This window comes from Marivirga sp., from assembly GCF_051117495.1.
Taxonomy (GTDB): Bacteria; Bacteroidota; Bacteroidia; order Cytophagales; family Cyclobacteriaceae; genus Marivirga.
Map to the genome: position 1 here is coordinate 1 of NZ_JBNPEF010000041.1, position 23,562 is coordinate 23,562.

Here is a 23,562-nt window from a genome sequence, read left to right on the forward strand (position 1 = left end):
TTTTTTTAATTATCTGTGCAAAAAGTGTAATATTGCTCATGAGGGGTTTTTTGGTTTTTGTGTCAACCCAAAATTAATATTTTGGGATAAAACTTAAACCCCTCTCTTTATTTAGGACGGTATTGAAATACAAAGATGAAAATAATTAAAATATCGGACAATGATTCAATATAGATTATCACAAAAGTTTACCCACGATTCTTTTTTACAAGTCGAAATTCGATTAAAATCCTCAAAGCCAACTTTTGAAATGAAATTACCTGATTGGAGGCCTGGCCGATATCAATTGGGGAATTTCTCTAAATATTTGAGGAATTTCAAAGCATTTGATGAAAATGGGCAGTCGTTGCATTTCAAGAAAATCAATAAAAACACTTGGGAAATTAATTGTGAAGATGAAATATGCATTATACAATATGAAATTTATACTTCCATTATTGATGGGGGGAGTACTTATGTAGATGAGGAACATTGGTATTTGAATTTCATAAACTGCATGCTTTATCAAGTTGATGAAATGCAGGACGTTCATAAAGTGGAATTGAAAATACCGGATGATTGGGAAATAGCATGTGGATTAAAAAGAAATGGAAATGAATTAATAGCCAACAGTTTTTATGAATTGGTGGATAGTCCTGTCTTAGCTGGCAGAAACCTTCAGCATATTCATTATCAAGTTGACGGCATCAATTTTCATTTATGGTTCAGAGGAAATATTGATCTGAAAAATAAGGATGGACTTTTGAGGGATTTTAAAAAATTTAATGCCTTTCAATTGAGGACCATGGGCGAATTTGAAAGTGATGACTATCATTTCTTATTTCAAATTCCAGATGAGAAAGCCTATCATGGAGTGGAACATTTGAACAGCACTTGTATAGTTTTGGGTCCTGCTAAGGAATTCAACACAGAAACTTTTTATAATAATCTTTTAGGTATCAGCTCTCATGAATTATTTCATTATTGGAATATTATCCGAATTAGACCTGAGGAAATGTATCCCTATGAATTTGAAAAGGAAAATTACTTTACAACAGGATATGTTGCCGAAGGGGTCACCACTTATTATGGGGATTTATTTCTGATTAGAAGCAGGGTGAAGGATCTGAAGTGGTATATGGAAGAACTCAACATCCTATTTAAGCGCCACTTTGAGAATTACGGAAGACTTTACACTTCCCTAGCAGAATCCTCATGGGATTTATGGCTAGATGGCTACGAAGCAGGGATTCCTCATAGGAAAGTTTCCATTTATGTAAAAGGGGCTTTGATTGCCCTCATCCTAGACTTAAGAATAATCTTAGAAACAAAGGGAGAAAAAAGCTTAGATGATGTAATGCGAAAATTATGGACGGATTTTTACAAGAAAAACAAAGGTTACAGCCCAAAAGATTATTTACAGACAGCTGAAGAAGTTATTGGATATGACTTAGCTAATTATTCCAATAAATTCATAAAAGGATGTGAACCGGTTGAAAATGAATTAAAAGATTTATTGAGCCAATTTGGATTTAAAATGGAATTAAAAATAAATGAAAGTCCATTAACTCATTATTTCGGATTAAAAATAAATGAAGGAAAAGTGGTTGGGATTGCCCCTGAAAGCCCAGCTGAAAAAGTATTTCGAATTGGAGATAAAATAATAAGCCTTGATGACCATAACTTCGAGGAAGTTGAGGATTCTATTCAAATAGAAGAAGGTAAATTTTATAATCTTAAATTTTTTAGAAATAATGATTTGAGAGAAGTCACCATTAAGACAGAAAAAGGAGGATTTTACAGTCGATATATTCTAAAAGAAAGTCAGAATAGAACTGATGCTGAAAACTTGATGAGAAAAAAGTGGTTAAATGTTTGATGGGGATACAAAAGGGAAGGCGAAAGGTAGCTATTTTTCTCGGTAGCATTTAAAAAGTCCTCCCTATTGGTTTAAAGGTACTTTTTCATTATTTCATGGTGTTCCAGAGAACACAATTTTGCATTAAATTGCTGATTTTTGCATTTTAATTCTAGCATAATCATTCTTACTTTTTCCATTGATGAAAAAGTAAGCAAAAAATCTAGGTAAAATGAAGCTGCTTCCCACATATGCCAACGCTGGCCCGCCATTTTACCCTCCAGCCCACTTTTTCGCTTTTGGCGAAACTTGGGGATCAGCTATTAATCTACTCAGCAAATAAATGTGATTTTATTATTTCATATTTAAATCAGATTTATCTTGTTTCCAGATACTTTTAAATTATTTGTAATTTGGAATGCTAAGGGGACAAAACGAGGAAAGCAGGAAAAATATAGTTTTCAATTTTTCTGAATTAATAAATTGCTTCAAGCCACAATTAAAACTGAAAATGGTGGATTTTACAGTCGATATATTCTAGAAGAAAATAATGAAATAAAAGAAACTGAAAAATTGATGAGGAAAAAGTGGTTAAATGTTTGATGGGAATACAAAAGGGTAGGAAAAGCGAAAGGCAGCTCCCCAGCTGCCTTTCTATTTCAACCAAAACCTTACAAAGTCATTGACTTGTATAAGATGTATCAAATGTATAATGATTTTTTTAAAGGGTCAAGCCCTAAAAAGATTTTTTTTGAATATTGTTGAAAAATTACTATTTTTAAGGTTATTTTCTTTTAAAAGTGCAATATAAATACACTGTTTACCCATATTATTTCAGAGATCCTTTAAAAGATTTCCAATCTAATTCAATGGGGATTTCCTGAATTGAATCTCCTATATTTTCAGATACAAATTCAATTCTTTCTTTTAGAGCCGGATGTGAAGAAATCCATTCCAAACTTTCCGGCAATTCCTTATTTTGTTGCTTTAATTTTAAAAAAAACTGGGTTAACCTGTTCGGGTTTATATTGGCATCTTTTAAATACTGGATGGCATATTCATCCGCTTCTCTTTCCATATTTCTGCTAAACCCGCTGCTTACTACCAATTTGGTAATCTCCTGCATTATGACTGGATCACCTCCTGAAATAATAAGAATTAAAGAATTCAATCCAATTTCCTTTACCAAATTTTTAATGACATGTCTATTTTCTGCATGTGCTAATTCATGCGCCAAAACTGCCGCCAATTCTTCTGGAGATTCGGTTTGTTCAATTAAGCCCGTAAAAACAAATAGTTGTCCGTTAAAGGCAGTAAAGGCATTGACTTGATCAGATTTTAATACATAAATATTATAATCATATCGGACAGAATCCATCGGCTCAGTTAACCTTTTAAATATGACATTCATTACTGAATCCGTCAGTCCAACGTCTAATGAATCATACTCTCTAAATATTTGTCGATTGAAAAAATCAGCAATATCAGCCTCTTGTTCCAATGAAACCAGATCTTGTTTTTCGGTGGTAGTAGAAAAATAAGTAAACCCGGCCCAAATGGCGACTGCAATCAGAATAATTACTGCTAAATCCCTAACATTCTTATTCATTACTACATTTTAGGAGGTTGATTTACTACTTTTTGACTTTCACTTTCCTTTCTCTTAAAAACTGCTTGGTAGGAAACCCTGCCAAAGAAAATGAAATAATACATTTGTCCTTTTCTTGCTTGCACGGCTCCAATAATGCTGAAAATGATATATATCAAATTAGCTATTCCTACTAACCATAAATAGCCTTTGAAAACATCGGTGAAAGCATAATCAAAAAATATAATTCTTGCCCCCCAAAAGACGGCCACTGCATTGAGGATGCTAGTAGGAAGTTGGCTAAGCAAGGATTGAAGTGAATGAAAACGGACAAACAAACTTTTTCCTTTATTGATGTAATAATAAATAATTGCTGCTACTAAATTCAAAATAGGCAAAGGAAGCCCAGCCCCTAATGCTGCAAACATCATAAGGTAGGCTCCCATTGCATCTTCCTTTTCCCGAATTTCTAGCTCCTCAGGTTGAGGAATTGGGTGATAATTTTCTTCTGTCATCATTATTATGGTTTTCCTGAAAATGGAGGATATTCATCTGTCATATAAGACATATATAAATTTACTCTAGTTTGCCATCTAAAAGTCCCCACAATAAACTCATGCCAAGATTTAGGAAATTCCCCAGTAAAAAGTACTACCCACCAAGCTATAAAGACCAAAATTTGTGTCCAGATTAATCTGAAAAATAAAATAAAGGCATGTGGAATGATTACATAAATAATACCAAATAAAACTCTTAGTATTACTAAGCCTCGGCTAATTCTTTCTGGATATTTGACATCCACATTTACGTATTCATCTTTAGCGTCTAATCCAAATGGTGGATAATCATCTGCAAGATTAGATATTCTTGCTTGAACGCGCGTATTCCATCGAATCAATTTTACTTGGTATTCAAAAAAACTTTGTGGATATCTTCCAGTGAATAAGACAACCCAAAAAGCAATGAATCCCAAGATAGCACCCCACAGGCTCATAAAGAACAATAAAAACACATGAGGAATTAGGATGTAAAGCCATCCGAAAAAAGTACGCAACAACAATTCCCCGCGAGAATAGCGGTCTTGATGTTTAATTTCAAAAGTTAACATAGTGAATATTGGTTTTGTGAAATTCGAAATTGTAAATTATTATGATAAATTACAATTTTTAGAGTATTTAATAACGAGAGTATTATCTACAATACAGCTTAAAACGCTTTAAATCAATAAAAAAGGCTCGAAAATTTTCGAGCCTTTCATTATTTGGGTTTAGCTTTACGATTTAAAATTCATAAGCTTGTTTTTCTAAAACATGATCAGCAATTGATCTTCTTACTTCTTTTAAGTTCATAGGATCAATTTTCGTGAATCTCTTCAAGCCTAATAACATCATGCGCTGCTCATCGCCTTCAGCAAAAGCAAAGATTGCTTCTTTTCCTGCTTTATTGGCAACTTCTACTGCTCGGTGCATATATAGCTTGGTCATATTGATTTGTTGTTTACAAGCTTCTTCTCCTTTGATGCCGACCAATTTCTCGGTTCTTAACATAGCAGATTCCGCGGCATAAACCTCAATCAACATATCCGCTAAATTCATAAGAATTTCCTGCTCTTGAGAAAGTTTCTGCATATACTTTTGAACCGCAGCACCGGAAATCATCAAGCCTGCTTTTTTCAAATTAGCTAGAACTTTTTTCTCTTTTGCGAAAAGTGCATCATCTTCCTCCGCTCCAAAATCAGGAATTGAAGTCAATTCCTTTTGCACGTTCATGGCTGGCGTCATCAAATCAAGTTTACCTTTCATGGCACGTTTCAACAACATATCAATGGTTAACATACGGTTGATTTCGTTTGTACCCTCGAAAATTCTGTTGATACGAGCATCACGATAAGCTCTGTCCATAGGTGCATCTGCTGAAAAGCCCATTCCACCATAAGTCTGAACACCTTCATCAACCACATAATCTAATACCTCTGAGGCATGTACTTTTATAATGGCACATTCAATGGCAAATTCTTCAACCGATTTTAATTTTGCTTCCGCTTCTGACATTCCACCCGCTACCAGGTCATCATAAGCATCATCAATATTTTGACCTGCTCTGTATGCTGCAGACTCCGCAGCATAAGTTCTAGCTGCCATTTCCGCTAATTTATGTTTGATAGCACCAAAACTTCCAATAGATGTTCCAAACTGCTTTCTCTCATTGGAATACTGGGCTGCCTGACCTAATACCGCTTTACTAGCTCCGATAGCAGATGCACCAAGTTTAATTCTACCAATATTTAAGATATTAACCGCAATTTTAAATCCATTTTCTCTTTCAGAAAGTAAATTTTCAACTGGCACTTTACAGTCGTTAAAGAAAACCTGACGAGTAGAAGAACCTTTAATACCCATTTTGGCTTCTTCCTCATTCATAGTCACCCCACCAAAATCTTTTTCCACTATAAAAGCAGAAAGGTTTTTATCATCATCGATTTTTGCAAAAACAATGAATATATCAGCGAAACCACCGTTGGTGATCCACATCTTCTGACCATTCAAGATATAATGTTTTTTATCCTCCGTTAAAACTGCTTTAGTTTTGGCTGCATTCGCATCAGAACCAGAATCAGGCTCAGTCAAACAATATGAGGCCTTCCATTCACCAGTCGCTAATTTTGGTAAATACTTTTTCTTTTGGGCATCATCACCATAATATAAAATTGGAAGTGTACCTATTCCAGTATGTGCAGATAATGCCACGGCAAAAGAATGGCCTGCTCCAATTACTTCAGCCACTAGCATTGAAGTATTGAAGTCCATTCCAAATCCATCATATTCTTCAGGAACTGAAGTACCTAAAAGACCTAATTCACCTGATTTATCCAACAATTGAGGCATTAATTCAGGATTTCCTTTTACATCATCGATTTCATCTAATTTGGGATATACTTCCTGATCTAAGAAATCTTTACAAGTTTGGGCAATCATTTTTTGCTCTTCTGTCCACTCCTCTGGAGTGAAAACTGCCTGAGCTGGTGTTTCTTCAATTAAAAAAGCACCGCCCTTTGCTGTGAATTTTTTTTCTGTTGTACTCATAATATTAGTATCTAGTATCTGGTATCTAGTATCTAGAAATTGCTTCTAGCAGTAAGAGTACCAAATGGGTTTAATAATTATTTTTTTTACTTGGAATGATTTAAGATTATCAAGTGCTAGTAAAACTCTAGATACTAGCTACTTGATACTCTTTACTGACTCTACATCATTTCATATATTCCGGCAATACCTTGACCACCACCAATACAAGCGGTAACCATACCGTATTTTCCATTTGTTCTTTTCAATTCATTTAATACCTGAACTGAAAGTTTTGCTCCGGAACAACCTAATGGGTGACCTAATGCAATAGCGCCACCATTTACATTTAATTTACTTTGATCAATATCCAACTCACGGATTACAGCTAAAGATTGAGCCGCAAAAGCTTCGTTTAATTCGATCAAATCAAGATCGTTCATTTTCAAACCTGCATTTTTCAAGGCTTTTGGAACTGCTTCTACTGGTCCTATACCCATAATTCTAGGCTCCACTCCTGCAACACTGAAACCCACCATTCTGGCAATCGGCTTCACATTTAATTCCTTCACCATTCTTTCTGACATTACCATCGTAAATGAAGCTCCATCATTTGTTGGAGAAGAATTACCAGCAGTAACTGAACCACCTTGGGCAAATACAGGCTTTAATTTTCCTAAAAGGTCTGTATTAGTTCCAGCTCTAGGTCCTTCGTCTTTATCTACTGTAAAGTCACGAGTCTTCTTTTTGCCGTCTTCCACATAAGTTTCCTTCACATTGATGGGCACGATTTCTTCATCGAATTTGCCTTCTTTCTGTGCTTTTATCGCTTTCATGTGAGAGTTGTAAGCAAACTCATCCTGATCTTCACGAGAAACTTTCCATTGTTGAGCAATTTGCTCTGCTGTTAGTCCCATTGAGGTGTAATAATCAGGAGTTTCGGTAGCGATTTTATAATTAAGGGCTGTTTTATACCCCATAATTGGCACCATAGACATTGATTCCGTTCCACCCGCAATGATGATATCCGCATAACCAGCTTGGATTTTTGAAGCTGCAATATTGATAGCCTCAAGTCCTGATCCGCAATATCTATTGATGACCATACCTGGCACTTCTTTACCAAGCGCTAAAAGCGAAATCATACGACCCATTTGCATTCCTTGCTCTGCTTCTTGCACAGCATTTCCTACAATAAGGTCATCCACCATTTTATTTTCTACCCCTTCTACTTGGGAAACAAGGTGTTTGATTACATCGGAAGCCAGATCATCCGGTCGGTAAAATCTAAAGCCTCCTTTTTTAGCTCTTGTTACTGCCGTTCTATATCCTGCTACTATATATGCATCCATTAGTTCTTTGATTTAAATTCTTAATAATTTTAACTTTATTACTTCTAATCTAAAAGTTGACAATTGACAACCCGATGAATCGGGCAATTGACAATATTCTGTGCTAAATAAGTCATGCAGCATTTGATTTTCTTCTGTATTTCTCGGGATGTTCAATCATATGATTTAACATTTTGCCAACTTGAATACTTTCATCCATCAATTCGTCATACTTACTTTTAATCACATACTTACAACAATAGGCGAAATCCAACCAAGTTTGAGTCTCAGTATTTTCCATATCGCCATCGGAAACTTTATTTACAAAATAAGCTTCATATTGTCTTTTCCTATATGATTCAGCAACTGCCGAAGCAACAGCACGTGAACTTCTTCTTATTTGATCAGTTAAAGAGTACCTTTCTTCTTTTGGGAAACTTTTGGTCAATTCAAAAATTTCCATCGCAAGCTTGAAAGCTTTCTGATAAACTGTTAATTTAAGATATCCCCGTTCCATTTTGTCAATTGTTTACTGTTAATTGTTAATTAGTTTCGAAGTGGCTTTCCTCCTTGCAATACCGCCTGGATTCTTTCTAGCGTTTTCTTCTCTCCTAATAAAGACAAGAAAGCTTCTCTTTCTAAATCCAATAAATACTGCTCTGAAACTTCCTGAGGATAAGATAAATCACCACCACACATTGCATAAGCTAACTTTTCAGCTATCTTTTGATCGTGCTCTGAAATGTATTTACCCATCTTCATGCCATTGATACCTGCTTTGAAAAGTGCAATTCCAGTTTTACCTTGAACTCTTATATCTTCTCTTTGAACTGGCATAGTGTAACCAGCATCCGCTAATCTGATAGCAGCAGCTTTAGCATCTGCAATCTGACGACTTCTGTTTATGCTAATTCCATCGGAAGGTCTTAAAATACCCATATCTTTAGCCTCATAAGCAGAAGTAGCTACTTTCGCCATGGCGATATTCATAAATGCATTTTGTAAAGCATTTAATTCTACATCACCATCTTGATATCTATCCGCAACGCGAAGAGCATTTTCTTTTGTACCTCCACCGCCAGGAATTACACCCACTCCAACTTCTACTAATCCTATATAAGTTTCAGCAGATGCTTGAACGTGATCAGCATGCATGGAAAGTTCGCAACCTCCACCTAATGCCATGTTATGAGGCGCAACTACAACTGGTACAGCTGAATATCTAGCTCTCATCATCGTTTGTTGGAACTGACGAATCATGAAATCCAATTCATCATAATCTTGCTCAATAGCATACATGAAAACCATTCCAAGGTTTGCTCCTAATGAGAAATTAGAACCCTCATTAGAAATCACAACTCCTCTATATTTTTCTTCACCTAGAGAAATTCCTTTATTGATGGCTTCTACCACTCCACCACCTAAAGTATTGGACTTAGATCGGAATTCAACATTGATAACACCATCGCCTAAATCAATGATTCCAGCTTCGGCATTGCTCCAGATTTCCTTTCCACTTTCTTTTAAGTTCTCTAGAATAATGAATTCCTCAGTACCTGGGATATTCACATATTTCTTGCTGTCTAGGTCATAATATTGCTTTTGACCTGCCTCTACTTTGTAGAAAGTATCCGCACCGGAATCCAGCATATCATAAACCCATTGATTTGGCTTATAACCTGCTTCTTCCATTTTCTCAACCGTCTTTTTAACACCTAGGGTATCCCAAGTTTCAAAAGGACCAATTTCCCAACCGAAACCTGTACAAACGGCTTGGTCAATTCTATATAATTCATCAGAAATCTCTGGAATTCGATTTGAAGCATATTGAAATAAACCATAGAATGAATCTCTGTAGAATTCACCGGCTTTATCTTTTCCACCTATTAAGACTGGGAATCTCTCTTTTAAATTGGAGATTTGCTTAGTGGATTCAAGCGTAGAAAACTTAGGCTTGGTCTTCGGCTTGTATTCCATAGAATCCAAATCCAAAGTCAAGATTTCGGTTTTTCCGTCTTTCTTGGTCTTTTTATAAAAACCTTGTCCGGTTTTATCCCCTAACCATTTGTTTTCCTCTAATTTGCCGATTACTTCAGGTAATTTAAAAGTATCTCTAGCCTCATCGTTTGGAAGGTTGTCATATAATCCGTTGGCCACTTTAATTAAAGTATCCAACCCTACTACATCAGAAGTTCTGAAAGTAGCAGATTTAGGTCGGCCTATTACAGGGCCGGTCAACTTATCGATCTCATCGATATTCATACCTAATTTCTGCATGGATTCCACTACCTTTAAGATGGCGTAAATACCTACTCTGTTTGCAATGAAGGCAGGCGTGTCTTTACATAAAACGGTTGTTTTACCTAAATATAAATCACCATAATGAATTAAGAAATCAGTGATTTCCTGATCGGTTTTAGGTGTAGGAATGATTTCCAATAATTTAAGGTAACGTGGTGGGTTGAAAAAGTGCGTTCCGATGAAATGTTTTTGGAAATCTTCACTTCTGTCTTCCAACATCTGATGGATAGGAATACCCGATGTGTTGGAAGAAATGATAGTTCCTTTAGTTCTGTGCTCTTCGACTTTTCCAAAAACTTCTTTTTTGATATCAAGTCGCTCAACAACAGCTTCCAACACCCAATCACAATCTTTGATTTTGTGCATATCATCATCAAAATTTCCCAAAGAAATCCTATTGGCAAAATCTTTATGATATAATGAAGCGGGCTTTCCTTTTAAGGTTGACTGAAATGCATCATTCACGATCCGATTTCTAACTTGTGGGTCTTCCTTAGTTAAACCTTTTTCTTTTTCGGCATCCGTAAGTTCGAAAGGTACGATATCAAGCAATAGCACTTCCACACCAATATTGGCAAAGTGGCAGGCAATTCTTGAACCCATAATTCCCGAACCTAAAACGGCTACTTTTTTAATGTTTCGTTTCATTTAGTCGCTATGGTTTAAATTTTAAAAAATTAATGAATTGATTCTTTCTTATTATAAATCTCGTTTTTGTCGATTATGTCATTCACTTTATTGATGACATCAAAAAAAGCCTCCAATTTATCGGGTTCAATAGTTTTGAACACCTCTTCATTGAAAGCTTTTACCGTTTCCCTTGAAATCGCTTTTTTCTCTATTCCTAAGTCAGTTAAAAAGATTCTTACCGAACGCTTGTCCTCTGGGTCAGGCTTTTTATAAATAAGGCCTTTCTCCTCCATACTTTTTAACATTCTGGTAAGACTCCTGCTTTCCAAGCCCATAAGTGGAGCTATTTTGGTAGCGGGAGTACCCTCTTTGGAATTAATATTGAGTAATACAAAACCTATAGAAGTAGTGATTCCGTATTTTACCGCTTGCTGATTATACATGCGTGAAATGGCATGCCAAGCGGCTTTTATATTGTAGTCGATGGATTCCTCTCTTTTCATAGAATTCAAATATACAAAAATATAGTATGCATGCATACTATATTTCAAAAAAATATTTTATTTGGTAATAAAACTTATTTAAGAAGAATGAATCTTAGAAAACGTATTTGGAAGTATAAAGATGTGTAAAAATTAATGTAATGTAATTCTAGCGCACTCTCAAGGAAATTGATGGTTCTGGGAATGAAAAAGTGAATATGCTTCGTAATATTCACTAGACAAGTCATTTAAAATGACTGATTATAATATCTTAGTCTACAGCATTTCAGATCAATTAAATTTCCAGACTTTAATATATCTGACATTTCTGTAAATCTTGCTTTATAATATAGACAAAATAAGAAATAAATTAAACCAATTTAATTTGGTGGCTGCTCCACTTTGTCTTTAATTGACTTATCGCTTTGATTGAATCTATGGTTGATACCCACGCTAATCGGTAAAGTGGTAAAAATACCAGTACTGGTATTATCATTTGGATTTGCAAAAACTGTACGCCCCAAGACGTTTATAAACCAATCGAAATTATCGGTTATTCCCCGACCGAATTTGACACCATAATTTAAAGAAAAGTAAGTTTCAGGCAATTCTGGAGAGTCTTCACCCGTAAGGGTACTCGCTCCCATGCCTGCAAATCCGGCCAGTCGCCATTCCGTACCCCCCTTATCAGTAAACAGATATTCTACGCCTGCTGAGTAATTCCACAACTGACGGTTGTCGGAATATAGTTCAGCTTGATAAAACTCAGCTCCTACATCTCCTCGAATCATCAATCTTTCTCTTAACGAGTATCCAAATCTAGCTCCTATATTAGCGCCCATATCCACCGTTTCAGCAAGGTCGGCAGTAGGAACTGCTGCTCCAAGTGGTAATTCAGCATTCCAGGGAAAAATATGATTCTCTTTTTGTGCTTTCAGGTTGGAAGGAAAGGTGATGTTGTATAAAAAAAATAAAAAGAATATTGCTACAGTTTGATTGGAAGAATGAGACATAACTATTTTTTATTAAAATCTTAAAAAAATGTATTACCCTATAAGAACACGGGAATATAATATGGCAGGTTTCGAGAAAAATTTCCTAAGCAATCACCATAAGACTGAAAAACATATCTAAAAACAGCAATGGGTTATTCTCGTTAGATAGAGAAAACCAACTATTTAACATGACACTTTTACTACAACTTTTAGTTCAAATACCTCAAGGCGTCCCACATCCTGATGATAGTGAACCTTTATTGTTACAAACTCCATTTGATTACATATTTTATATAGGATTACCTATTCTAATTTTAATTGGAGGTTATTTTTGGTGGAGAAGGAAAAAGAAAAGAGAGAAAGACAAAGACTATTAAACAAGATAACAACCTTCCCAATATACAATTTCAATCTGGATTTTTTTTACACAAAATATTGACAATCAATATTTTTATTTGCATATTGAAATTGTATGAATTTCAAATTCAACACATATTACAATTCTAATATTAATCCTAAAAAGATTTTCGGGCTCAAATTCTTGAGCTTCAAACCGGTTCACAGGCGAAATCTGCAACCGGTTTTCGATTGTTAGCCAATACTTATCACTTCATGTAGCTTTCAAACTTGGGAAGCAGGGTAACTTATGTGGTTTTCATTAAGCATAAATTACCAATCAATAAAGGTAGCCTATCTCAATAGGCTGTATTAAATATTTATTTCAAAATTTCAAAAACTTAAATCATAATAATATGAAAAGGATAAGTTATGCCTTATTGGCAATCGCATTAATTTTCTCTGCATGTACAGAAGAGAATTTAGATATGGGCAAACCCGATCATGCAGGTGGTCCAAAAAAAGATAAAGGCGGAGATGACGGAGGAAGTAGTGATGGTAGTGTCACTTACTATTTGACAGGAAGTTCTGAGGATATTCAAACTAATAGCAGCCTAGGATACTTGTTAGCAGGTGGTGCAAGTGATCAAAAATCATGGTTTGACTGGATGGTCAATAAATCAGACAGTGGAGATTTTGTTATTATCAGAACTGATGATAGTAATGGATACAATGATGACACTTTTATAGAAGGTGCCAATTCTATTCTCACATTAGTGATTAATGATCAAACTAGTGCAAATTCAGACTTTGTAAGAGATAAAATCAGAGGAGCTGAAGCATTATTTATTGCAGGCGGTAATCAAACAGAATATTATGACTTCTGGAATGGTACTGAAGTAGAAAATTCTATCCACTATTTAGTAAATGAAAAAGGGGTTCCAGTTGGTGGCACTTCTGCTGGTTTAGCCATATTGGGAGAATTTGCCTATATACCTCAATCCTCGGGAGTGATTTCATCTGAAGCTTTAAATGATCCATACCACCATTATATGGAAACCATTAAAACAGACTTTTTACAACTACCGGGTTTGGCAAATATCATTACAGATTCTCATTTTTCTGAAAGAAACAGATTAGGAAGGACTATCACCTTTATGGCAAGGTTAATTGCGGATGGTGTAGTAAGCAGTTATCAGGATGTGAAAGGAATAGCAGTGGATGAATTTACAGCTGTTGCAATTGAAGCGAACGGAGATGCTAAGGTTTTGGGTGATGGAAACTATGAGGACTATGCTTTTTTCTTTAGTGCCAACTCAATACCCGATCAATGTGAAGATGGACAATCTTTACATTGGACTGATGCTATAACTGCTTATACAGTAAAAGGAGTACTTAATCCAAGTAATAGTTTTAATATTAGCAATTGGAATTCTTTAAGCAGTGCAGCACAATTACAACAGGTAAATGTTAATTATGGAAGTATTTCTAATGATATTCAACAACCAGATTAAATCTTCTAAAAAAGGTTCTATTAAAGATTAAAATAAAAAAGGGGCTCAAAAGCCCCTTTTATTATGATCTAATATTATTAAGATTACCCTCCAAAATCATCAAACCTGATATTTTCAGGTGGAACACCCATATCATCTAGCATTTTCAATACTGCTGCATTCATCATTGGAGGCCCACACAAGTAGTATTCTACTTCTTCAGGCTCTTTGTGATGTTTTAAGTAATTATCATATAAAGCATTATGGATGAATCCAGTGTATCCGTCACCGTCTTTATCATCTAAGCTCTTCTTAATCTTCCAGTTATCCTCTTCCAACGGTTCAGATAAGGCTACTTGAAAATCAAAATTAGGATTCTTTTCTTCTATCTTTCTAAAATGATCTACATAGAATAATTCTCTTTTTGATCTACCGCCATACCAATATGATACTTTTCTATCTGTTCCTTGTGTATGGAATAAATGGAATATATGAGAACGTAATGGAGCCATACCTGCACCACCACCAATGTAAATCATTTCCGCATCAGATTCATTAATAAAGAATTCACCATAAGGCCCTGAAATCGTTACTTTATCCCCTGATTTTCTCGTAAATACATAAGAAGAACAAATACCAGGATTTACGTCCATCCAAGTGTTTTTAGCTCTATCCCATGGTGGAGTCGCAATTCTAATATTTAGCATGATGATATTACCCTCGGCTGGGTGGTTGGCCATAGAATAAGCTCTAAAAATTGGCTCATCATTTTTCATCACCAAATCCCACATTCCAAAATTATCCCAATCTTCTTGGAAGATATCTTCTTTGTGCCCCAAATCTGGATGTGGAGTAATGTCAATATCTTTAAATTCACAAGTTATGGCAGGTACATCAATTTGAATATATCCACCAGATTCGAAGTCTAAAGTTTCACCTTCCGGCAACTGAACAACAAACTCTTTAATGAAAGTAGAAACGTTGTAGTTGGATTTTACCGTACACTCCCATTTCTTAATACCAAAAATTTCTTCTGGTATGCGGATGTGCATATCTTCCTTCACCTTTACTTGGCAAGAAAGCCTAACATTTTCTTTTTTCTCAGAACGGCTTAAGTGACCTTCCTCTGTTGGCAATACATCACCGCCACCATCTTCTACCACACATTTACACATGGCACAAGTACCACCTCCACCACAAGCAGAGGGTAGGTAAATATCCTGTCCAGATAAAGTGGATAATAAAGTGGATCCTGCAGTTGTCACAATAGGATTGTCTTCATCACCATTAACATAAATATTAACGGGCCCCGATTGAACTAATTTTGATTGCGCAAACAATAGAATTAATACCAATAATAGTATTAAGACTGTGAAGGCAATAATTGAAGTGATAATTACTGATGTCATGAACTTTATTTTTGTTCTTAATGATTCAATTAATTGAGTTGCAAATATATTATATAAAATGTAAACCTATAAGCTCGGTTCAATATTTTTATTATAATATATTCGAAAAACTAACAGTAAGTCAAACCAAAAAGTTGGCAAAATGTAGAAATTATTGAAAAATATTTTTCCATGTGCCTTTTAACCTATTGTATTTGATGGTAGAAGGCAAAGCTTTCCAAAAATATTGATTGATTTCCACTGCGAAGGAAGGTTGCATATAGCAATTTATGGCACATCCTTCGCATTCGGGAAGTCTTCCTTCCAGGGCTACCAGTTTTTGAACCTCATCTGAATGATAAAGTCTTACTAAATCTCCATTGATGGGATAATCTTTTTTACCTAAATGATAGCATGGCAAAACCAATTCGTTTTTTGGAGATATAACCAAAGTAGAAGAAGCGGCCTTGCAAACAGGATCTTCTACATGATTTCCACCATTTCTCCTTAATTCGATAAATGCATCATTCAAATAAATATTTTTCTTTTTGCCCATACTGGAAAGGAAATTGAGGTTTTCATTGGATAGACCACCGCCTGTTGCTACTGTGTTGTAATCAAAAATGGGGTTTACGATTAATACCAAATCATTTGGCAGACATATATTTTCATAAACTTTTTGCAGTTCTTCAATATTCTCATTCATAGCTGTGAATAGAATATCCGGTTTCTCGCCTAACTCTTTGGCTTTCTCAATTGATTTCATCACAAAATCAAAACAGCCTACTCCCCTTACTTCATCGTGCTGCTTGGCATCAGCAAAATCCAATGAAAAATGAAGCATATCGACTAGGCCCGTCAATTTTGTTGCTTTTTTAGGATAGAGCAAGCCATTAGTGGTGATGGTGGTAATAAAACCCATATCCTTTGCCATCTTTAGAAAAATATGAATATCATGATGCAAAAGAGGCTCGCCCCCGGTGAAATCGATCACTTTCACCCCTAGTTTTTTGAGGTCTTTTAAATTCTGCTCTACATCTTCCACCTTAATATAAGGACTAGGTTTTTCCCATATATCGCAAAAGTAGCAACTGGCATTGCAACGATAGGTCACATAATAATTACATAAAACCGGTTTCCTAATTAGACGCATTTTGCTAATTTAGAAAGACGGCATTCAAAATGCTAAAATGACATCATGAATTATGGAATTGAAGAAAAAATTGAGCACAAGAATTGGCAAAGATGAAATAGATCACCTAATTCAATTAGTTAATGATAATAAAATTTCAATTGATGAAATCATAAAGCTCCTTCGCATAAAAGAAACTCAATTTCAAGCCTCATGGCTACTGACTCATACAGTAGAAAAAAATCCGGGCATATTAAAAGTAAAACATATTAAAGCTTTAGCTAAAATTATAGAAAAAACCAATCATGAAGGACTTGAAAGAAACATTTGGCGCTCGCTTAATTTCATCGAAATTCCATCCTACCTACACGAAACTTTGATAAACACAGGATTTGAAAAGCTAGAGAACCATAAAACTGCAGTAGCAATACAAGTTTTCTCAATGAGTGTTTTGGAAAAGCTTTTGATTAATGAAGTAGAATTACAACTTGCCTTAAAGGCAATATTAGAACTGAAAATGGAGCGACAGCCAAGTCCGGGACTGAAATCAAGAGCTACGAAAATCATCAATAAAATTAACTCACAAATTGATCATTAAAAAGAATAATCCCATTACCTAAAAACGAAAAAATGCCAATTGATCAAATTGGCATTTAGAATATTGAGTTAATGAACTTCTATTTCAACATCTTCAACAAAGTGGTCAATTTGGTTTTCAGCTGTCTTCTGTCCACAATAAAATCCAAAAATCCATGATCTAATACAAATTCAGAACTTTGAAATCCTTTGGGTAAATCTTTCCCTATAGTTTCTCGGATTACACGAGGGCCAGCAAAACCAATTAAGGCACCAGGTTCCGCAATATTGAAATCACCTAACATGGCGTAGGATGCTGTTACACCCCCAGTAGTAGGATCAGTTAGTAAAGAAATGTAAGGGATTTGAGCTTCTGATAGCTGTGCTAATTTAGCTGATGTTTTGGCCATTTGCATAAGTGAAAATCCTGCTTCCATCATTCTGGCACCACCCGATTTAGAAATCATCAAGAATGGCACTTTCTTTTTGATGGAATAATCTATAGCTCTAGCTATTTTCTCCCCCACTACAGACCCCATGGATCCTCCAATGAAACTAAAATCCATGCAAGCCACGCATAAATCCAAACCATTCATTTTACCATGGGCAGCTCTAACGGCATCTTTCAATTCCGTTTTTTCCTGAGATTGCTTAATTCTAACAGGATAAGGTTTGCTGTCCACAAATTCAAGTGGGTCACCTGAACTCAAATCTTTATCAAGCTCAGTGAATTTATTATCATCAAAAAGAATCTCAAAATATTCTTTAGAACCAATTCGAACATGATATTCATCATCAGGACTTACATAAGCATTTTGCTTAAGCTCACGCATGTGAATGATTTTACCGCTTGGGGTTTTGTACCACAATCCGTCTGGTGCTTCTTTTTTATTTTCTGTGGGAGTTAATATCCCTTTATTTTGTCGCTTAAACCAAGCCATATTGTTTCAATTTTAAATCTAAACCAACTGAAGGTTTTCGTTAGAGGGTCAAAGATAATTGAATTGACTGTCAATTGCCAAAGTAAAAGTTTAATTCCCTTCTCATTTATCCAATTTCATTCTTATTTCCCTCTATTTAAAGATTTAAACAAATAAAACATTCTAATATAATAAATGAAGTAAACCCAAAGCTAACAAACGTTAGCAACTGATATACAGAAGGTTAAAATTATACCTAAAAATTTTGATAGGAAAAATAAAGCTGCGAAATTTACGGAATGAACGTTCATTCCGCAATAGAAAACAAAATTGACAAGAAGACCCTGATATTAGAAACTACTTTAGAATTAATCTCTGAAAATGGTTTCCATGGTACTCCTATTTCAATGATAGCTGAAAAAGCAGGTATTGGAGCAGGGACTATCTATCGATATTTTGAAAACAAAGAGGATTTAATCAATGAATTGTTTAAAGAAATCAAAAGGCGTGTGATGCATGCCATGTTGGATGGATACAATGAAGATGAAAGTTTTAAGGATAGATTTAAGCATTTATGGATGAATTTGATCAATTATTTCATGGATAACCCTAAAGCTTTTCAATTTATTGAGCAGCATAGATATGCTTCTTATATGAGCAAATTGACCAGAGAAGAAAGCTTTATGATCATGTCGCCAGTTATGATGTTTTTCATTGAAGCAAAAAGAGAAAAGGCTATGAAAGACTTACCAGTTTACACTATCATCTCCTTGTCTTATGGACCCATTACTTCTTTGGCAAAATTACAAATTGACCATGAACAACAATTAAGCAAGGAACGCATAGTGCAAGCAGCAGATGCTTGCTGGGATGCCGTAAGAAGAATTTAAAAAAAGACCACTATAATATTACAAACATAAAATTATGAAGACACCAAATGTAGTTTTTAACGGAATTGGCTCTTATGTGCCCGAGAATGTAGTAACAAATGAGGACTTCTTAAATCATGAATTCTACATGGAAGATGGGAAACCATTTGATATTCCGAATGAAGAAATCATTAAGAAATTTGAGAAGATAACAGGAATAAGAGAAAGAAGGTATGCTAATGATGACCAGTTAAATTCTGATTTAGGTGCATTAGCAGCAGAAAATGCCTTAAAAAACAGCACAATTAACAAGGAAGATTTAGATTATATCATTTATGCCCAGAACTTTGGAGATATGGAAGCTGGGACTAATAGGGTAGATAATATGCCAAGTTTGGCAGCAAAAGTAAAGCATAAATTAAAGATTCAGAATCCAGATGTAGTTTGCTATGATATTGTTTTTGGCTGCCCTGGCTGGGTTCAAGGCGTTATTCAAGCCTATCAAATGATAAGAAGTGGGTTCTGCAGAAATATTATGGTGATAGGAGCTGAAACCTTAAGCCGATGTGTTGACCCACATGACAGGGATGGGATGATATTTTCTGATGGTGCTGGAGCTACCATTGTTTCTGCCTCATATGATGATGATCGAAAAGGAATACTAGGCTTTGCCAACAGGACAGATGCTAATGAAGAATTAAATTATTTGGCCATGGGAAAATCAAACAAAGCCGGATTAGACGATAACGCCCGTTACATTAAAATGAAGGGCAGAAAAATTTATGAATATGCTTTGGATGAAGTGGCTACTGCTATGCAATCCGCCTTAAAGCGTTCTGGTATATTCATGGAAAACATCAAAAAAGTACTGATCCATCAAGCCAATGAAAAAATGGATGAGGCCATATTAAGAAAGCTTGGCCAATTATATGATTTAAGATTGGAAGCTAAAAATATGATGCCTATGACCATTCAAAAATTTGGGAATAATTCTGTGGCTACAGTTCCCGTTATGTTGGATATGGTCTTAAAAGGAGAAATTGAAGGGCATGAAATTAAAGAAGGAGATGATATAATTTTAGCATCGGTTGGTGCCGGGATGCACATTAATGCTATTATCTATAGAATGTAATTTAAATAAAAAAAAGACCGCACTTGCGGTCTTTTTAAATTTTAAGTTGTAAAAGAATTAACCTTCTACTTCTTCTTCAACCTCTTCAGATGCTTCTTCCATTTCCTCAGTACCTTCTTCTACTTTTTCCTCAGCTTCTTCTTTGATTTCTTCAGCAGCATCATCGATCTCTTCTCCAGCATCTTCTACTGCATCTTTGATTTCCTCAGTAGATTCTTCAATCTGATCTTTTGCTTCTTCTTTCTCGCTTTTGTTATCACAAGCAAAAACTGCTAAGGTGAAAGCACCTAATAAGAATAATGTGAATAATTTTTTCATAGTTAAATTGATTATGGTTTAAGATGTAAATGTATTTAATTATTTAGATTGACAAAAGTATATATCTATTTTTTTCTGAAAACAAGCTTAATTGGCACTCCTTCAAAGTCAAAATTTTCACGTAATCGGTTTTCAAGATACCTTTCATAAGGTGGTTTAATATATTGTGGCAGATTACAGAAAAATGCAAAAGTTGGGGTATAAGTCGGCAACTGGGTTGCATACTTAATTTTAATATACTTTCCTTTTAGCGCAGGAGGCGGATATTTTTCTATCTCTTTCAGCATTACTTCATTCAATGCCGATGTACTCACTTTTTCTGTCCTACTAAAATATATTTTAGTGGCCAATTCAATGGCTTGGAATATTCTTTGTTTTTCAGTTACGGAGGTAAAAATAATTGGGATATAATCTAAAGGACCCAATTTCTCTTGAATTTCCTTTTTGAATTTATCATGTGTTTTTCCATCTTTTTCAATAAGGTCCCATTTATTGATCATGATCATGATGCCCTTCTTATTTTTATGAGCTAAACTGATGATTTGCATATCTTGTGCCTCAAAACCACGGGTAGCATCAATCATCACTATACAAACATCACTGTCCTGCAAAGCCTGAATGGCCCGAATAGTAGAATAAAACTCTATATCTTCCTTTGTTTTAGTCTTTTTTCTTAAACCTGCTGTATCCGTTAGAATAAAATCCTTCCCATATAATTTATAATGCGTATTGATGGAATCTCTGGTGGTACCTGCAATATCGGTCACAATAGTTCTTTCGTCACCCAATAAAGCATTGAGAAATGAGGATTTTCCGGCATTGGGGCGACCCAAAATTGCTAATCTTGGAACCCCTTCGAATGGATCTTTATGGTCATCATCGGGAAATAGCTTCACTACGGCATCCAAGACCTCACCCGTACCAGAACCACTAGCGGAGGACATGCTGAAAACTTCATCAAATCCTAATCCGTAAAATTCACCCGCCATATAGCTTTTTTCAGTATTATCTGCTTTGTTGGCTATGACAAATACAGGTTTGCCCACTTCACGTACTACATTGGCAAAATCTTTATCCATATCGGTTAGTCCAGTATGACAATCCACCATGAATAAAATCACAGTAGCTTCTTTCAAAGCTTCTTTTACTTGCTTTCTGATTTCTTTTTCGAATATGTCATTGGAACCGGTCACATACCCACCGGTATCAATAACTGTGAATTTTTTTCCTATCCATTGCGCCTCACCGTACTGTCTGTCACGCGTTACGCCCGATTCGTTATCCATAATCGCTTGCTTACGCTCCACTAAACGATTAAAAAATGTGGATTTACCGACATTCGGTCTCCCTACTATTGCTACTATGTTTGACATTTAAATTAATTAGTAATTAATAATTAATAGATAATAATTTTGGAGTTTAATCTCACTTAAACTTCACTTTCTTTTACTTTATTGAGAATCGCTGTTAAGATTCTTAAAATTTCTTCACACTCCAATAATCTTTGATTTATTTCGTCCGCATCATGAAGTTTAGCATCTCTAATCAACCTCAACCAATAATGAGATTCCCGTGCTTCTTTATATGAAATTGCAAGTTTTGCACTAAAATCTTTTCTTGATTGGCCTCCTATTCCTTCTTCAACATTTGCTCCTATGGAGGTACCTGCTTTTAGGATTTGTGTTGATATAACGAATTGTTTATTTACATTTAATTTTTGTGCTAACCAAATAATTTCGAGAGCAAACTGATAGCTTTTCTGTTGAATTAGATTATCTTTTTTCATCCTTCGAACTTTAAATTAAACATACTTTTGAGCTTAATTTAATCAAGATATTTTTCATTCCATAGATTGCTTTTGACAATTATTAATTCCTTAATTATTAATTACTAATTATCAATAACCGAATCGTTTCAACTTCAAGTCTTTCTTCCGCCAGTCTTGCTCCACTTTTACGAAGGTCTCTAAGTGGATTTGCTTATTGAAAAAGGTTTCCAAATCCTTGCGGGATTCTATGCCTACTTTTTTAAGTGCTTCTCCACCTTTACCAATGATAATCCCCTTTTGGGATTTTCTTTCTACATATATTTCCGCTCTAATTCTGATGATGGTTTCATCTTCCTTAAACTCGGTCACTACCACCTCACAACTGTAAGGCACTTCCTTTTTATAATTTTGAAATATTTTCTCCCTTATAATTTCCTCCACAAAGAATTTCTCAGGCTTATCTGTCATTTCTTCTTTAGGAAAATAGGGAGGATGAACCGGTAGCAAATCAATCAATTTGTTGAAAAGTCCATCAATATTGACTTTCTCTAAAGCGGAAATCATTATTTGATGGTCAGGCTCAATAATTTCAGCCCAATACTTCATTTTGTCTTCCGCTTGCGAACCTTTCGATTGATCAATTTTATTCATGACCAGAATGATAGGCACCCCACTTTTCTTTAATCGGTCGATCAACACATCTCCTTCCTCATACTTTTCATACAAATCCGTTAAGAAAAGCAAAATATCCGCATCTTCCAGTGCCGATTTCACAAATCGCATCATGGAATTATGCAGTTCATATTGAGGCGCTAAAATCCCAGGCGTATCAGAATATACAATTTGAAAGTCTTCCCCACTCAAAATCCCCATTATTCTATGACGGGTTGTCTGAGCTTTAGAAGTAATAATAGAAAGGCGTTCACCCACCAAAGCATTCATTAAGGTAGATTTACCTACATTTGGTTTGCCCACTATGCTTACAAATCCGGCTTTGTGCTGATTTTCTGACATTCATTAAAATTTATTTTGCAAAGGTACTTGATTTTTCGAAAACCTTATCATACCTTTGTAATCCTTTTGAGAGAAACACCAGAAAAAGTGTTAAAATCAAGAGTTTATATCGCGGGGTGGAGCAGTTGGTAGCTCGTTGGGCTCATAACCCAAAGGTCACAGGTTCGAGTCCTGTCCCCGCTACTAGAGTAACAAACCAGTCTTGCTTTCAAGTCTGGTTTTTTTTTATGTCCAAAACCTGATAAAAATGCTCGTTGGGCTCTTATCCGCTGGCTAGCCATAGCCGTCAGCCTAACACCGTAATGGATTGATTTAAAGATAGTTTGCCTTTCTTTTTCTCTAATATTAGTATTTTTGGAGCTATTTCTATTAATTCATCCATCAGAGTGA

Annotated in this window: 22 protein-coding genes and 1 tRNA gene; 7 read left to right on the forward strand and 16 right to left on the reverse strand. The window is 35.2% G+C overall.

Annotation, left to right across the window (positions count from 1 at the left end; translation table 11 throughout):
• Positions 1-160: 160 nt before the first annotated feature.
• A complete protein-coding gene (locus ACFE0M_RS18280; protein WP_434547237.1) occupies positions 161-1,858 on the forward strand; it encodes a M61 family metallopeptidase in 1,698 nt (565 codons plus the stop codon).
• Positions 1,859-2,666: 808 nt separating this feature from the next.
• Here the strand turns inward: ACFE0M_RS18280 and ACFE0M_RS18285 are convergent.
• The 9 genes from ACFE0M_RS18285 to ACFE0M_RS18325 all read right to left on the reverse strand — a co-directional run bounded on the left by ACFE0M_RS18285 (position 2,667) and on the right by ACFE0M_RS18325 (position 12,244).
• Positions 2,667-3,446: a M48 family metallopeptidase gene (locus ACFE0M_RS18285; RefSeq protein WP_434547238.1), complete on the reverse strand. Its 780-nt coding sequence runs from the start codon at positions 3,444-3,446 to the stop codon at positions 2,667-2,669.
• A gap of 2 nt (positions 3,447-3,448) precedes the next feature.
• Positions 3,449-3,943 carry a DUF4870 domain-containing protein gene (locus ACFE0M_RS18290; protein ID WP_434547239.1) on the reverse strand — a complete coding sequence of 165 codons (495 nt, stop codon included), beginning with the start codon at positions 3,941-3,943 and terminating at the stop codon, positions 3,449-3,451.
• Positions 3,944-3,945: 2 nt separating this feature from the next.
• Positions 3,946-4,533, reverse strand: coding sequence for a DUF4389 domain-containing protein (locus ACFE0M_RS18295; RefSeq protein WP_434547240.1), 588 nt, complete (start codon positions 4,531-4,533; stop codon positions 3,946-3,948).
• 172 nt (positions 4,534-4,705) lie between these two features.
• Positions 4,706-6,508, reverse strand: a complete 1,803-nt coding sequence (locus ACFE0M_RS18300) for an acyl-CoA dehydrogenase family protein (RefSeq protein WP_434547241.1) — start codon at positions 6,506-6,508, stop codon at positions 4,706-4,708.
• A gap of 161 nt (positions 6,509-6,669) precedes the next feature.
• Positions 6,670-7,839: a thiolase family protein gene (locus tag ACFE0M_RS18305; protein ID WP_434547242.1), complete on the reverse strand. Its 1,170-nt coding sequence runs from the start codon at positions 7,837-7,839 to the stop codon at positions 6,670-6,672.
• Positions 7,840-7,951: 112 nt separating this feature from the next.
• A complete protein-coding gene (locus ACFE0M_RS18310) occupies positions 7,952-8,335 on the reverse strand; it encodes a four helix bundle protein (protein WP_434547243.1) in 384 nt (127 codons plus the stop codon).
• A 29-nt stretch (positions 8,336-8,364) separates the two neighbouring features.
• Positions 8,365-10,767 (reverse strand): 3-hydroxyacyl-CoA dehydrogenase/enoyl-CoA hydratase family protein, encoded by a 2,403-nt coding sequence (locus tag ACFE0M_RS18315; RefSeq protein WP_434547244.1) that lies wholly within the window; start codon positions 10,765-10,767, stop codon positions 8,365-8,367.
• A 29-nt stretch (positions 10,768-10,796) separates the two neighbouring features.
• Positions 10,797-11,252 carry a MarR family winged helix-turn-helix transcriptional regulator gene (locus ACFE0M_RS18320; RefSeq protein ID WP_434547245.1) on the reverse strand — a complete coding sequence of 152 codons (456 nt, stop codon included), beginning with the start codon at positions 11,250-11,252 and terminating at the stop codon, positions 10,797-10,799.
• 359 nt (positions 11,253-11,611) lie between these two features.
• The gene (locus ACFE0M_RS18325; RefSeq protein WP_434547246.1) at positions 11,612-12,244 is read right to left on the reverse strand and encodes a hypothetical protein; all 633 of its coding nucleotides are present in this window, start codon (positions 12,242-12,244) and stop codon (positions 11,612-11,614) included.
• A gap of 170 nt (positions 12,245-12,414) precedes the next feature.
• On the opposite strand from ACFE0M_RS18325, the gene ACFE0M_RS18330 reads away from it, so the two are divergent.
• Both ACFE0M_RS18330 and ACFE0M_RS18335 read left to right on the forward strand, forming a co-directional pair.
• Positions 12,415-12,603 (forward strand): LPXTG cell wall anchor domain-containing protein, encoded by a 189-nt coding sequence (locus tag ACFE0M_RS18330; protein ID WP_434547247.1) that lies wholly within the window; start codon positions 12,415-12,417, stop codon positions 12,601-12,603.
• 375 nt (positions 12,604-12,978) lie between these two features.
• The gene (locus tag ACFE0M_RS18335) at positions 12,979-14,076 is read left to right on the forward strand and encodes a cyanophycinase (RefSeq protein ID WP_434547248.1); all 1,098 of its coding nucleotides are present in this window, start codon (positions 12,979-12,981) and stop codon (positions 14,074-14,076) included.
• 83 nt (positions 14,077-14,159) lie between these two features.
• Here the strand turns inward: ACFE0M_RS18335 and nqrF are convergent, their stop codons facing one another.
• Positions 14,160-15,464, reverse strand: a complete 1,305-nt coding sequence (nqrF, locus tag ACFE0M_RS18340; RefSeq protein ID WP_434547249.1) for an NADH:ubiquinone reductase (Na(+)-transporting) subunit F — start codon at positions 15,462-15,464, stop codon at positions 14,160-14,162.
• A gap of 151 nt (positions 15,465-15,615) precedes the next feature.
• Positions 15,616-16,596: a radical SAM protein gene (locus ACFE0M_RS18345; RefSeq protein ID WP_434547250.1), complete on the reverse strand. Its 981-nt coding sequence runs from the start codon at positions 16,594-16,596 to the stop codon at positions 15,616-15,618.
• Positions 16,597-16,648: 52 nt separating this feature from the next.
• Here ACFE0M_RS18345 and ACFE0M_RS18350 point away from each other — a divergent pair, with 52 nt between their 5' ends.
• Positions 16,649-17,173 carry a hypothetical protein gene (locus ACFE0M_RS18350; RefSeq protein ID WP_434547251.1) on the forward strand — a complete coding sequence of 175 codons (525 nt, stop codon included), beginning with the start codon at positions 16,649-16,651 and terminating at the stop codon, positions 17,171-17,173.
• Positions 17,174-17,252: 79 nt separating this feature from the next.
• Here the strand turns inward: ACFE0M_RS18350 and accD are convergent, their stop codons facing one another.
• Positions 17,253-18,092 (reverse strand): acetyl-CoA carboxylase, carboxyltransferase subunit beta, encoded by an 840-nt coding sequence (accD, locus tag ACFE0M_RS18355; RefSeq protein WP_434547252.1) that lies wholly within the window; start codon positions 18,090-18,092, stop codon positions 17,253-17,255.
• Between the two features lie 278 nt (positions 18,093-18,370).
• Between accD and ACFE0M_RS18360 the strand changes: the two genes are divergently transcribed.
• Together ACFE0M_RS18360 and ACFE0M_RS18365 are read left to right on the forward strand one after the other, a co-directional pair.
• Entirely contained in the window at positions 18,371-18,961 is a 591-nt protein-coding gene (locus ACFE0M_RS18360; protein WP_375579029.1) for a TetR/AcrR family transcriptional regulator, read from the forward strand.
• 34 nt (positions 18,962-18,995) lie between these two features.
• On the forward strand, positions 18,996-20,072 hold the full coding sequence (locus ACFE0M_RS18365) for a 3-oxoacyl-ACP synthase III family protein (protein WP_434547253.1): 1,077 nt from the start codon (positions 18,996-18,998) through the stop codon (positions 20,070-20,072).
• 57 nt (positions 20,073-20,129) lie between these two features.
• Here the strand turns inward: ACFE0M_RS18365 and ACFE0M_RS18370 are convergent, their stop codons facing one another.
• From ACFE0M_RS18370 to era, 4 genes are all read right to left on the reverse strand, one after another.
• On the reverse strand, positions 20,130-20,390 hold the full coding sequence (locus tag ACFE0M_RS18370; RefSeq protein ID WP_434547254.1) for a hypothetical protein: 261 nt from the start codon (positions 20,388-20,390) through the stop codon (positions 20,130-20,132).
• 65 nt (positions 20,391-20,455) lie between these two features.
• Entirely contained in the window at positions 20,456-21,763 is a 1,308-nt protein-coding gene (gene der, locus ACFE0M_RS18375; protein ID WP_434547255.1) for a ribosome biogenesis GTPase Der, read from the reverse strand.
• A 56-nt stretch (positions 21,764-21,819) separates the two neighbouring features.
• Positions 21,820-22,176 (reverse strand): four helix bundle protein, encoded by a 357-nt coding sequence (locus tag ACFE0M_RS18380; RefSeq protein ID WP_434547256.1) that lies wholly within the window; start codon positions 22,174-22,176, stop codon positions 21,820-21,822.
• 111 nt (positions 22,177-22,287) lie between these two features.
• The gene (gene era / locus ACFE0M_RS18385; protein ID WP_434547257.1) at positions 22,288-23,172 is read right to left on the reverse strand and encodes a GTPase Era; all 885 of its coding nucleotides are present in this window, start codon (positions 23,170-23,172) and stop codon (positions 22,288-22,290) included.
• 110 nt (positions 23,173-23,282) lie between these two features.
• Between era and ACFE0M_RS18390 the strand changes: the two genes are divergently transcribed.
• Positions 23,283-23,355 (forward strand) — tRNA-Met (locus ACFE0M_RS18390).
• Positions 23,356-23,562: the final 207 nt, after the last annotated feature.